Raw genomic sequence first — 12,798 nt, 5'->3', positions numbered from 1 at the left:
GTTAATAGAGCCAAACAACACCGCTCTACCAACTCCTTCTGGGCTTCGATGAACTGAAGCAACTCGCTGTCGAATCTCGCATAACTCTTTGTTTACCAAGGAGTTTTCCGTTTCGACTGCGCCGGAAGTGGGGCGAATTATAGACTTCCAGAATCTGCCGTCAACACCTTTTTTCATATTTCTGTCATATCGGTCAATAAAGCCCCAAAAACGACAAAGCCGGCCCCAAGGGGCCGGCTTTTATTCCGCCTTACAGGCTAGGAAAGGCAAACTGCGACGCTTCATGGCTGGCTCGTTGCGGCCAACGCTGGGTGATCGCCTTGCGACGGGTATAGAAACGCACCCCATCCGGCCCATAGGCATGCAAGTCGCCAAACAGCGAGCGCTTCCAGCCGCCGAAGCTGTGATAAGCCACCGGCACCGGCAGCGGGACATTCACCCCGACCATGCCCACTTCAATCTCGTCACAGAACAGGCGCGCCGCCTCACCGTCACGAGTAAAGATGCAAGTGCCATTACCGTATTCGTGATCATTGATCAGTTGCATCGCCGCTTCCAGGCTATCCACCCGAACCACACACAGCACCGGCCCGAAGATCTCTTCTTTATAGATACGCATCTCAGGCGTCACACGATCAAACAGGCTGCCGCCCAGGAAGAAACCTTCCTCATGACCGGCAACACTCAAACCGCGACCGTCGACCACCAGCTTGGCACCCGCCGACACGCCGTCTTCTATATAGCCGCTGACCTTGTCGCGCGCCTGGCCCGTCACCAACGGCCCCATATCCAGGCCACACGAAGTGCCCGCGCCGATCTTCAGCGCTTTGACCTGCGGCACCAGCTTGGCGATCAACGCATCCGCCACCTGATCACCCACACACACCGCCACCGAGATCGCCATGCAACGCTCACCGCACGAACCATACGCCGCGCCCATCAAGGCACTCACGGCGTTATCCAGGTCTGCGTCCGGCATCAGCACCGCGTGGTTCTTCGCCCCGCCCAGCGCTTGCACACGTTTGCCGCGCTTGGTCGCTTCGGAATAAATGTATTCGGCAATGGGCGTCGAACCCACAAAGCTCAGCGCCTTGACTTCCGGCGCTTCAATCAGCGCATCCACCGCGCCCTTGTCACCGTGCACCACGCTCAACACGCCTTTAGGCAGGCCGGCTTCCTGCAGCAACTGCGCGATCAGCAGCGTAGAACTTGGATCACGTTCCGACGGCTTCAGGATGAAACAGTTGCCGCAGACAATGGCCAGCGGGTACATCCACAACGGCACCATCGCCGGGAAGTTGAACGGCGTAATACCAGCCACCACGCCCAACGGCTGGAAATCCGACCAGGCATCAATGTTCGGCCCCACGTTACGGCTGTACTCGCCCTTGAGAATCTCCGGCGCCGAGCACGCGTACTCGACGTTCTCGATCCCGCGCTTCAATTCACCCGCCGCGTCTTCCAGCGTCTTGCCGTGCTCTTCGCTGATCAACTGCGAGATGCGTGCTTCATTTTGCTCCAGCAATTGCTTGAAACGAAACATCACCTGGGCACGTTTGGCCGGCGGGGTATTGCGCCACGCCGGGAACGCGGCCTTGGCCGAGTCGATCGCCTGTTGAATGGTTTCACGACTGGCCAGCGGCACCTGGTGAATCACTTGGCCGGTAGACGGGTTGTACACGTCGGCACTCCGGCCGCTGTCATTGACCAACTCACCGTTGATCAAATGCTGGATAAGGCTCATGCAGGGCTCCTGAAAAGGTGTTCTATATAGAAGGAGGAATCAGTCGATCTTGTTCAGCACGTCGCCGACCGCGTCAAACAGACGATCCAGGTCCTGCGGCTTGCTGTTGAAGGTTGGCCCGAACTGCAGCGTGTCGCCGCCAAAGCGCACGTAGAAGCCGGCTTTCCACAAGGCCATGCCGGCCTCGAATGGACGCACGATGGCATCACCGTCACGCGGAGCAATCTGGATCGCGCCGGCCAGGCCGTAGTTACGAATGTCGATCACGTTCTTGCTGCCCTTCAAACCGTGCAGCGCATTCTCAAAGTGTGGCGCGACTTCGGCCACGCTCTGCACCAGGTTTTCCTTCTGCAGCAGGTCCAATGCCGCCAGGCCAGCCGCGCACGCCACCGGGTGCGCCGAGTAGGTATAGCCGTGGGGGAATTCCACGGCGTACTCCGGCGTCGCCTGGTTCATGAAGGTCTGATAGATCTCGCTGCTGGCAATCACCGCGCCCATCGGGATCGCGCCGTTGGTGACTTGCTTGGCGATGCACATCAGGTCCGGGGTCACGCCGAAGCTGTCGGCGCCGAACATCGAGCCGGTACGGCCGAACCCGGTGATCACTTCGTCGAACACCAGCAGGATGTTGTGCTGATCGCAGATCTCACGCAGACGCTTGAGGTAACCCTGTGGCGGCACCAGCACGCCAGCGGAGCCGGCCATCGGCTCAACAAACACGGCGGCGATGTTCGACGCGTCGTGCAGTTCGATCAACTTGAGCAGCTCATCGGCCAAGGCGATACCGCCCTGCTCCGGCATGCCACGAGAAAACGCATTGCTCGCCAGCAAGGTGTGAGGCAGGTGATCCACATCCATCAAGCCCTGACCAAACAGCTTCCGGTTACCGTTGACGCCGCCCAGGCTGGTGCCGGCGATGTTGACACCGTGATAGCCACGGGCGCGGCCGATCATTTTGGTCTTGGTCGCCTGGCCCTTAAGGCGCCAGTAGGCGCGCACCATCTTTACCGCGGTATCGGCGCACTCAGAGCCGGAGTCCGTGAAAAACACGTGGTTCAAATTGCCCGGCGTCAGGTCGGTAATCTTTTCTGCCAGCTGGAACGACAGCGGATGGCCGTATTGGAAGCCCGGGGAGTAGTCCAGGGTGCCCAGTTGCTTGGCGACCGCTTCCTGGATTTCCTTGCGGGTGTGCCCGGCGCCGCAGGTCCACAGGCCCGACAACGAGTCGTACACCTTGCGGCCCTTGTCATCGGTCAACCAGCTGCCTTCGGCGGCCACGATCAGGCGCGGGTCACGCTGGAAGTTACGGTTGGCGGTGTAGGGCATCCAGTGCGCATCCAACTTCAATTGGCTGGCCAGGGACGTAGGGGCGTTTTCGGGCATGTTCATCAGCAAAACCTCGCAGGGCAAAAGGCAGCGTCGGGATTGAAAAGCGTTCTTGCAGCTAAATTGCCACGGGGATAAAGTCGGTGAAATTCAACTTTTCTAACCTTCAGTCAGGCCTTCACTAAACTATGAGCAGCCGTCGACCCGACCCCCTGGCCCAAGTCAGTGACTTCGATATCCGCCTGTTGCGCATCTTTCGCAGCGTGGTGGAGTGCGGCGGCTTCTCGGCAGCAGAAACCGTGCTCGGCATTGGCCGCTCGGCCATCAGCCAGCAGATGAGCGACCTCGAACAGCGCCTGGGATTGCGCCTGTGCCAACGCGGGCGTGCCGGTTTCTCGCTCACCGAAGAAGGCCGCGAGGTCTACCAATCGGCCCTGCAGCTATTAAGTGCCCTGGAAAGCTTTCGCACTGAGGTCAACGGCCTGCATCAGCATTTGCGTGGTGAGCTGATCATCGGCCTCACCGACAACCTCGTCACCCTGCCCCACATGCGCATCACTCACGCGTTGGCACAGTTGAAGGAACGCGGCCCGGACGTGCAGATACAAATCCGCATGATCGCCCCCAATGAAGTCGAGCAAGGCGTACTCGACGGCCGCCTGCATGTCGGCGTTGTCCCCCAGGCCAGCGCGCTGTCGGGCCTGGAATACCAGCCGCTGTACAGCGAACGTTCGCTGCTCTATTGCGCGGTTGGCCACCCGCTGTTTTATGCCGACGACAAACAACTGGACGACACCCGCCTCGACAGCCAGGACGCCATCGCCCCCACCTTCCGCTTGCCCGCCGAGATCCAGGCCCATTACCAGGCACTCAACTGCACCGCCAGTGCCTCGGACCGCGAAGGCATGGCGTTCCTGATCCTCACGGGTCGCTACATTGGTTACCTGCCTGACCACTACGCCAGCCTGTGGGTGCAACAAGGCCGACTGCGTGCGCTGAAACCGACTACACGTTTTTACGATTTGAGCCTCGCATCGGTCACGCGCAAGGGCCGTCGCCCTCATTTGGTGCTGGAAAGCTTTCTCGAAAGTCTGGCGGCAACGCGCTAGCTCGGGCCTTTCTGCAAAAGCTGAGCAACTGGACAGCTTTTTGCAAGGCACAAGGACCTTGAACCGTCCGCCCTGAGTTTGCCCGCCATGCCACCAGAAACCTCCAGCCCCAGCGACCTGATCTACGGCCTCAACGACCGCCCAAAACCCATCCCGGCAATACTGGCCGCCGCGCAACACGTTCTGGCGGCGTTCGTCGGCATTATCACGCCGCCTTTGATTATTGGCTCCACGCTGGGCCTCACCGCCCATTTGCCCTACCTGATCAGCATGGCGTTGATGGTCTCCGGCGTCGGCACCTTCATTCAGGCACGCAGGCCATTTGGCATCGGTGCCGGGATGATCTGCCTGCAAGGCACCAGCTTTGCGTTTCTCGGCGCAGTATTGTCGGCAGGCTTTCTGGTCAAGCAACGCGGTGGCAGCCCGGAAGACATCATGGCGATGGTCTTCGGCGTGTGCTTTTTCGGCGCGGCGGTACAGATCGTGCTGAGCCGCTTTATCGGCCAACTTCGCCGAGTGATCACGCCCCTGGTCACCGGGATTGTGATTACGCTGATCGGCATCAGCCTGATCAAGGTGGGCATCACCGACCTCGGCGGCGGCTTTAACGCGCCCGACTTCGGCGCTCCGGTGAACCTGGCGTTGGGCGTGTTCGTGGTGCTGACCATCATTTTGCTCAACCGCTCCAACACCCCGTGGGTTCGCCTTTCGGCGATCATCATCGGCTTGGCCCTCGGCAGCCTGGCCGCCTGGTTCAGCGGCAAACTGGTGCCCCAAGCCCTGCCCGACTTGCCCTTGATCAGCGTGCCAATGCCCTTTCGCTTTGGTTTCAACTTTGACTGGAGCGCTTTTTTGCCCATCGCGCTGATGTATCTGATCAGCAGCATCGAAACCGTCGGTGACCTCACCGCCAATTGCATGATTGCGCGCCAACCCATCAGCGGCCCTTCTTATATAAGCCGACTCAAAGGCGGCGTATTGGGCGATGGTGTGAGTTGCATGATCGCCGCTACCTTCAGCGCCTTTCCCAACACCACCTTCGCGCAGAACAATGGCGTGATCCAACTCACCGGCGTCGCCAGCCGTTACGTCGGTTTGTACATCGGCGTGCTGCTGTTCTGTCTCGGCTTGTTTCCGTCGATTGGTGCCGTGCTGCAGCAAATTCCCAAGCCGGTATTGGGCGGCGCCACCCTGGTGATGTTCGGCAGCGTGGCCGCTGCCGGTGTGCGCATCCTTGCCCAGGCACCACTGGACCGGCGCAGCATGTTGATCATCGCCACCTCGTTCGGCGTCGGCCTGGGCATTGCCGCCCAACCGGACCTGTTGCACTTGATGCCGTCCCTGGTGCGAAACCTGTTCGACTCAGCCATCACCAGCGGCGGCCTGACTGCCATCGTGTTGTGCCTGTTGTTACCGGAAACCAAAGCGACCTGCGTTGGCGCAAACCACGCGCCGGAAAGCGACACGCTGGAACCGCTTTGACGGTTTTATTGCATCGGGACTTGTCTGAGGCTTGAGGGTGGGTTATCTGTGCACACGTCGTCTCTATCGATCAGCACGGAAACCTCCATGAGCCTCGAAGTTCCTGCCCACAGCAACCACGCCGGTAAACCCGCCAGCCGCATTCGGCAAAAGAACGAACAAGCGATTCTGCAGGCTGCTGAAGACGAGTTCGCGCGCCATGGCTACAAAGGCACCAGCATGAACACCATTGCCTCGAGTGCCGGGCTGCCCAAGGCCAACCTGCATTACTACTTCACCAACAAGCTCGGCCTGTATATCGCGGTGCTCAGCAATATCCTCGAACTGTGGGACAGCACCTTCAACGCGCTGACCGCCGAGGACGACCCGGCCGTGGCGCTCACCCGCTACATCCGCACCAAGATGGAGTTTTCCCGGCGTCACCCACAGGCCTCGCGGATCTTCGCCATGGAAATCATCAGTGGCGGCGAATGCCTCACCGAATACTTCAGCCAGGATTACCGCGCCTGGTTCAGTGGTCGCGCCGCCGTGTTCCAGGCCTGGATCGACGCCGGCAAGATGGACCCCATCGACCCGGTGCACCTGATCTTCCTGCTGTGGGGCAGCACCCAGCACTACGCCGACTTTGCCACCCAGATCTGCCGCGTCACTGGCCGCACCAAGCTGACCAAACAAGACATGGAAGACGCCGGCAGCAACCTGATCCACATCATTCTCAAAGGCTGTGGCATCAAGCCAGCCCTCTAAACGAAGCGACTTATGCCTTTCACGCTTACCGGCCTTTGCGAATTTCGTGAAGAAATACGCAAAAGCCGCTTTATTACCCTCGCGGCGCCGATCAGCAGCGCGCAAGACGCCCAAGCGTTTTTCGAGCAATACAGCGACCTCAACGCCACGCACAACTGCTGGGCCTGGAAACTCGCCGACCAGTACCGCAGCAACGACGACGGCGAACCCGGCGGTACCGCGGGGCGGCCGATTCTGGCCGCCATCGAGGCCCAAGGCTTTGATCAGGTCGCCGTGCTGGTGATTCGCTGGTACGGCGGCATCCAACTGGGCACCGGTGGCCTCGCCCGTGCCTACGGCGGCGGCGCGAACAAATGCCTGCAAAATGCCGAGCGCATCGAGCTGATCAGCCGCGTGCCACTGAGCTGCGCCTGCGGCTTTTCGGAGCTGAACCTGGTGAAACTGCGGGTCGCCGAACTGGGCGGGCTGGTGGTGGAGGAAACCTTCACCGCCAATGGCGTGGAGCTGCAGCTGGCACTGGGCGAGGCGGCTATCGACACGCTGCAAACCCAACTTGCCGACCTGAGCCGTGGGCGCATCCTGCTGGCGCGCTGAAACTGCCCACATCTACTGTGCACCTGCCTGTGGATAACCTGAGCACATCCGCCTGTAACCCTTCTGTCATAAGGGCTTACGGGCGCCGGTCATTTTTTGATCAGCCTCCACGGGGACCATCTGCGCGATGCCCCACACCCCCTCAAACAGTAACGTTACCCACAACACCGCCGTCGCCCCCTGCATCAGCGCGTAGAGCTGCCAGGTCGCGAACAGTGCACGCCCGGCCGCGTCATAGAGGCCAAACTGGCGCTGCGGGTCGCGAATTCGCAGCACTGCCCACACGCACACAATCGAGCCGAGCAAATTGGCCATCAGCACATGCGCCGGTGCAAACGCCGGCAACGTCCCCGGCAGGTTCAAACCCTGCAACACGCTGTGCACCAACACAAAGCTCCACGGGGTGACAAACGCCGCGGTCACGATCAAGTCATACCAGGCGCTGGCGCGCACCAGTGTTCGGTATTGGGCAGCGGTCCACATATCGGCAAGCTCCTTGAATTAAGAAGCCAGCAGGCTAAAGCCTGGAGTATGCTCCAGGGTCAAGCCCTTTCGAGCCCGCCCCATGCGTATCGGCGAACTAGCCCAGGCCAGCCAGGTCAGCCGCGACACCCTGCGTTTCTACGAGCAGCGCGGGTTGATCGCAGCACAACGCAGCGCCAACGGTTACCGCGACTACCCGCCAGACATGGTGCAACTGGTGCTCTACATCAAGACCGCGCAACGCCTGGGCTTCAGCCTGGGCGAGATCGGCAGCAGCGTCGCCGCCCTGTGGCAGGCGCCCGACCCCGACAGCGCTGTCACGCAATTGCTGCAAGACAAGCTCAACCTGATCGAAACCCGTATCAGCGAACTAGGCCACCTGCGCCAGGAGTTGCAGCAAAGGCTGGGGCAACGTTGTCCACTGAATCCGTGAACCTCCATTCCAAAGGAAGCCTTTCATGTCTACGCCAAAAACCGCACTGATCATCGGCGCCTCGCGCGGGCTGGGCCTTGGCCTGGTCAAGCAATTGCTTCAGGACGGCTGGGATGTGACCGCCACCGTGCGCGATCCGAACAAGGCCGATGCGCTCAAAGCCGCAGGCCCGGTACACGTCGAAAAGCTGGACATGGATGATCAGCAAGCCGTGATCGCCCTGAGCCAGCGCCTCAAGGACCGCACCTTCGACCTGCTGTTCGTCAACGCCGGCGTCAAAGGCCCCGCCAATCAAGAGCCTGGCCACGCCACCCTGGCGGAAGTCGGCCAGCTGTTCTTCACCAACGCCGTGGCGCCGATCAACTTGGCCCAGCGTTTTGTCGGGAAGATTCGCAAAGACAGCGGCGTGCTGGCCTTCATGAGCTCAGTGCTCGGCAGCGTGACCATTCCCGACGGTGCGGACCTGGCGCTGTACAAGGCCAGCAAGGCTGCACTCAACTCCATGACCAACAGCTTTATCACCCAACTCGGCGACCAAAAGCTCACCGTGCTGTCGCTGCACCCGGGCTGGGTGAAGACGGATATGGGCGGTGAAAACGCGCTCATTGATGTCGACACCAGCGTGCGCGGCCTGATCGATCAGGTAAATGCCTACACGGGCAAGGGCGGCCATCACTTCGTGGACTACAAAGGCGACACCATCGCCTGGTAATACCACGGATCAAAATGTGGGAGCGGGCTTGCCCGCGAAGACGTCGGCCCAGCCAACCTTAATGTTGACTGGCACACCGCTATCGCGGGCAAGCCCGCTCCCACAGGGGCCCGCTTAACTGAACGGCACTGGTGACTCAAGAGCACCTCGCGCCTACAGCTGGACCGGATCCAGAACTCCACGTAATCTACCGACCTCGCCTCAACCGGCGACCCTGGATCAGCAGACAGGGCAACACTGAGCTGGCAAACCTGAACCCATCATTCAGAGGAGCCGGCCAATGCCTGCGACCCGTATCTGGTTAAAAAACCCCCTCGCGATTTTCACTGCCAATGGCCTCGATGCCCGTGGCGGACTGGTGCTGCAAGACGGTGTGATCACCGAACTGCTGGGCTGGGGACAAGAGCCTGCCGTGCCCTGCGCACAGGTGTTTGACGCGCGCGAACATGTGATCCTGCCGGGGCTGATCAACACCCATCATCACTTCTACCAGACCCTGACCCGCGCCTGGGCACCGGTGGTCAACCAGCCGTTGTTCCCGTGGCTCAAAACCCTCTACCCGGTGTGGGCCCGGCTGACCCCGGAAAAGCTCGCCCTGGCGTCCAAAGTCGCCTTGGCGGAATTGCTGCTCTCAGGCTGCACCACCGCGGCCGATCACCACTACCTGTTCCCTGACGGCCTGGAAAATGCCATCGACGTGCAAGTGCAAAGCGTGCGCGAACTGGGCATGCGCGCCATGCTCACGCGCGGTTCCATGAGCCTGGGCGAAGCCGACGGCGGCCTGCCGCCGCAGCAGACCGTGCAACAAGGCCAAGTGATCCTCGACGACAGCCAACGCCTGATCCGCGAATACCATGAGCGCGGCGACGGCGCGCAGATCCAGATTGCCCTGGCGCCCTGCTCGCCGTTTTCGGTCACCCCGCAAATCATGCAAGCCAGCGCCGAACTGGCCAACAGCCTCGATGTGCGCCTGCACACGCACTTGGCGGAAACCCTCGACGAAGAAGACTTCTGCCTGCAGCGCTTCGGCCTGCGTACTGTGGATTATCTCGACAGCGTCGGCTGGCTCGGCCCGCGCACCTGGCTGGCCCATGGCATTCACTTCAACCCGGAGGAAATCGCACGCCTGGGCGCCGCCGGCACCGGTATCTGCCATTGCCCAAGCTCGAACATGCGCCTGGCCTCCGGCATCTGTCCGACCCTGGACCTGCTCGCCGCCGGTGCGCCGATTGGCCTGGGCGTGGACGGCTCGGCGTCCAACGATGCCTCGAACATGATCCTTGAAGCGCGCCAGGCCCTGTACATCCAGCGCCTGCGTTACGGCGCAGAAAAGATCACCCCCGAAGGCGTGCTGGGCTGGGCGACCAAAGGATCGGCGCAATTACTGGGGCGTACGGATATCGGTGAACTGGCCGTGGGCAAACAGGCTGACCTGGCGCTGTTCAAGCTCGATGAGCTGCGTTTTTCCGGCAGCCACGATCCGATTTCGGCGCTGCTGCTGTGCGGCGCCGACCGGGCGGATCGGGTGATGATCGGGGGCAAATGGCGGGTGATTGACGGGCAGGTTGAAGGGCTGGATCTGAAAGGTTTGATTGCCGATCACAGCCAGGCGGCGCGACAGTTGATCGCCGGAACCTAAGTCAGGCGCAGACCAAAATGTGGGAGGGGGCTTGCCCCCCTCCCACATTGGCTTGGTTACAACCCCAGCAACGACAGCATGATAAACGTCGCAAACAACACAAAATGGGTCATCCCTTCGATGGCGTTCGTCTCGCCATCGTTGAGGTTGATCGCACTGACAACCAGCGTGATCAACACCATCACGGTTTGCACCGGCGTCATCGCCATCTGGAACGGCTGGCCGGTGTAGAGCGCCATGGCCTCCATCACCGGCACCGTCAAAATCACCGTCGACAACGACGCACCGAGTGCGATGTTGACCACTGACTGCATGCGGTTGGCCAGGGCTGCGCGCAGGGCCGTCAGAATTTCCGGCGCCGCCGAAATAGCCGCAACCACAATCGCCGTGATCACCGGCGGTGCGCCCGTGCCTTCCAGGCCCAGGTCGAGGGTCTTGGACATCACCTCGGCCAGTGCGCCGATCACAATCACGCCAAACACCAAGGTGCCAATGGAGAAAGCCAAACTGATCGGCGGCTCCTGCTGTTCTTCCGGCTGTTTCTTGCGGCGTTTTTCCGGGTAGCTGTAACTGAAGAAATAACTGTGCGGCCCCACCTGCATGCGCAAAAACAGGGTGTAAAGCAGCACCATCGCACCGATGGTGAACGCCGAGTAAATTTTCCAGTCAGCCTGGGGGATAAATTCCGGCACCACCATCGACACGCCCATGGCCGTAAGGATCATCACGCTGTAGCTGCGTGCCGAGTCATCGTTGTAGGACTGTTCGCCATGTTTGATGCCGCCCATCAGCGCAGCCAGGCCGAGGATGCCGTTGATATCGAGCATGGTCGTTTTCTAGACAAGCAAATCTAATGTCATGGTTTTAATCATAAATATCAGTATCTTAGGAGATTTCATGAAAATGCTATTTGACACCTAGCTAATTGGAGCTAGGTTGAATTGATAATCAAATTCATGGGCTAGCGTATGCTCGCGTACCAAATCACCGGGACAAAAAAGCTAACGTTCAGTTGGCCCGACGCTCATACGCGAAAAGGTTTCACTACTCGGAACTTCGAGATCCCTGAAGGGCTACAAGACCGCGATCTAAAAACACTGTCGGACGCAGTAGTCAGGCGCGCTTCAAGGCTATCTGAGCAGTCAGCTGCTGGATATGTCCAAGCACTGAATAGAATCCTCAAGAATATTGATCGTAGCGAAGATCAATACCCACCTCATGACTGGGACGCTTACCTTTACGAGCATTTTTCATCCCATCTTGAAGACCCCAGCACTCAATACTCTGTACGCATTGCCGAATGGCATAAAATAAAGGACATATATGTCGAAGTTCAGAGGCGCGGTTTTATCCCGACAACTTCACTTATACCTAGTGCTTCGATACATGGGGGGTGTCACGATAGCGCAGAGCAACCGCTTGGGCATGAAACAATCCATCTAACCGTACCGTCATCCCTGAATGAACTATTACCCAAATGGGAGCTAGTGGAATCAGGGCTGGAGCTTGACGACGACACTTACATTGAGGGTCTGAAAAACAAGCTAAAAACCGGTGCAGATGCGGTTGTAGCCGCTTGCGCAGCTTACTGGAAAAAGATGCGACAGTGCCACCAAATCGGAAAAGAGCTAACTGATAAAATATCCGAACCAGAAATAACAACAATGCTTAGAAACAAAGCATATATCGTAAACGGCGTGCATCTTGCTCATCCATCCCAACCCCTGGGAATCAACTGGTTTCTTGCAGTTTTAAAATACTATATCAAAAACACGACTATATTGTCTGCTATCAGCTCAGTGCAGCTTATGGAAATACCTTTTTTTCGGCCAATTATTTATAACAACAGGACTCGAAAACTATGGCTAAAAAAAATAAGAGAGATTGCAGGTAACAATGACATTCCCAAATGCACAATCACAGAAACTTTATGTCGCCTACTGGGCCTTCTATCGAGTAGGGATTGTGCAGCCGCTTGCTGCATACTCATCTCAGAAAATCCGTCATTCCCACCTTACTCGCTAATCACATCCAGCCTCTACACTCAGGCGGGAAAATTCTACCTGAGGGCCAGAAGCGGAGGAAAGAGTCTCATCTTCAGTGTAGATAAGCCACGGGCAGGTAAGCGAAAAACTTCACTGCTCCCAAAACTGAGCGCTGAAATCATTACTGACCTGATTGAATGCACTGAGATTCCCAGAGCTAATTTGAAGGGCAGAAAAAAAACGAATTGGCGTAAGCTTTTTTTAGTCGCGAATGAATCACAGATTGGATGCACGGGACGCGCCATAGCGAAGGTTATGGCTTTCAACACAGGTATCACATTATATTCCGTCTTAAAGCCGGAGTTAATTTCAGCCGGAATAAAAGACCGAGAATTTAACTTGAGCACACTGCGAACCACGCAGGGAATACTCACCTTCTTAGAGTATGGTAGCCTTCGGAAGGTTGCAGACACGTTAAATAATTCGGTACAGGTTGTAAGAGCCCGATATATCCCGGACTGGCTGATAATAAGATGGGCAACGA

General features: G+C 58.7%; 11 protein-coding genes and 1 pseudogene. 8 read left to right on the top strand and 4 right to left on the bottom strand.

Annotated features, from left to right (window positions below; genetic code table 11):
- Positions 1–250: 250 nt before the first annotated feature.
- Together L8K08_RS29985 and L8K08_RS29980 are read right to left on the bottom strand one after the other, a co-directional pair.
- Positions 251–1,744: a CoA-acylating methylmalonate-semialdehyde dehydrogenase gene (locus tag L8K08_RS29985; RefSeq protein WP_124416352.1), complete on the bottom strand. Its 1,494-nt coding sequence runs from the start codon at positions 1,742–1,744 to the stop codon at positions 251–253.
- 39 nt (positions 1,745–1,783) lie between these two features.
- A complete protein-coding gene (locus tag L8K08_RS29980) occupies positions 1,784–3,133 on the bottom strand; it encodes an aspartate aminotransferase family protein (protein WP_242201970.1) in 1,350 nt (449 codons plus the stop codon).
- Positions 3,134–3,258: 125 nt separating this feature from the next.
- Between L8K08_RS29980 and L8K08_RS29975 the strand changes: the two genes are divergently transcribed.
- The 4 genes from L8K08_RS29975 to L8K08_RS29960 all read left to right on the top strand — a co-directional run bounded on the left by L8K08_RS29975 (position 3,259) and on the right by L8K08_RS29960 (position 7,002).
- Positions 3,259–4,179 carry a LysR family transcriptional regulator gene (locus L8K08_RS29975; protein ID WP_145160389.1) on the top strand — a complete coding sequence of 307 codons (921 nt, stop codon included), beginning with the start codon at positions 3,259–3,261 and terminating at the stop codon, positions 4,177–4,179.
- 87 nt (positions 4,180–4,266) lie between these two features.
- Positions 4,267–5,661: a nucleobase:cation symporter-2 family protein gene (locus L8K08_RS29970; RefSeq protein ID WP_242201969.1), complete on the top strand. Its 1,395-nt coding sequence runs from the start codon at positions 4,267–4,269 to the stop codon at positions 5,659–5,661.
- Between the two features lie 87 nt (positions 5,662–5,748).
- Positions 5,749–6,408, top strand: a complete 660-nt coding sequence (locus L8K08_RS29965) for a TetR/AcrR family transcriptional regulator (protein WP_106577751.1) — start codon at positions 5,749–5,751, stop codon at positions 6,406–6,408.
- A gap of 12 nt (positions 6,409–6,420) precedes the next feature.
- The gene (locus L8K08_RS29960) at positions 6,421–7,002 is read left to right on the top strand and encodes a YigZ family protein (RefSeq protein WP_145160385.1); all 582 of its coding nucleotides are present in this window, start codon (positions 6,421–6,423) and stop codon (positions 7,000–7,002) included.
- 66 nt (positions 7,003–7,068) lie between these two features.
- Here L8K08_RS29960 and L8K08_RS29955 read toward each other — a convergent pair whose 3' ends face one another.
- Positions 7,069–7,485, bottom strand: a complete 417-nt coding sequence (locus L8K08_RS29955) for a hypothetical protein (protein ID WP_242201968.1) — start codon at positions 7,483–7,485, stop codon at positions 7,069–7,071.
- Between the two features lie 82 nt (positions 7,486–7,567).
- On the opposite strand from L8K08_RS29955, the gene L8K08_RS29950 reads away from it, so the two are divergent.
- The 3 genes from L8K08_RS29950 to L8K08_RS29940 all read left to right on the top strand — a co-directional run bounded on the left by L8K08_RS29950 (position 7,568) and on the right by L8K08_RS29940 (position 10,269).
- Complete coding sequence (locus L8K08_RS29950; protein ID WP_106577748.1) at positions 7,568–7,918, top strand: MerR family transcriptional regulator; 351 nt, start codon at positions 7,568–7,570, stop codon at positions 7,916–7,918.
- Between the two features lie 25 nt (positions 7,919–7,943).
- Positions 7,944–8,630, top strand: a complete 687-nt coding sequence (locus L8K08_RS29945; RefSeq protein WP_145160379.1) for an SDR family oxidoreductase — start codon at positions 7,944–7,946, stop codon at positions 8,628–8,630.
- Between the two features lie 280 nt (positions 8,631–8,910).
- Entirely contained in the window at positions 8,911–10,269 is a 1,359-nt protein-coding gene (locus L8K08_RS29940) for an 8-oxoguanine deaminase (protein ID WP_242201967.1), read from the top strand.
- A gap of 56 nt (positions 10,270–10,325) precedes the next feature.
- Here L8K08_RS29940 and L8K08_RS29935 read toward each other — a convergent pair.
- Positions 10,326–11,096: pseudogene (locus tag L8K08_RS29935) on the bottom strand (calcium:proton antiporter); the annotation flags it as partial.
- Between the two features lie 141 nt (positions 11,097–11,237).
- On the opposite strand from L8K08_RS29935, the gene L8K08_RS29930 reads away from it, so the two are divergent.
- The coding region (locus L8K08_RS29930) for a hypothetical protein (protein ID WP_242201966.1) at positions 11,238–12,798 on the top strand (1,561 nt) is incomplete at its 3' end.

It is taken from the genome of Pseudomonas sp. TREG-RG-20F-10-E-6-01 (assembly GCF_022662455.1).
GTDB lineage: Bacteria > Pseudomonadota > Gammaproteobacteria > Pseudomonadales > Pseudomonadaceae > Aquipseudomonas.
This window is presented reverse-complemented; position numbering and strand designations above follow the sequence as displayed.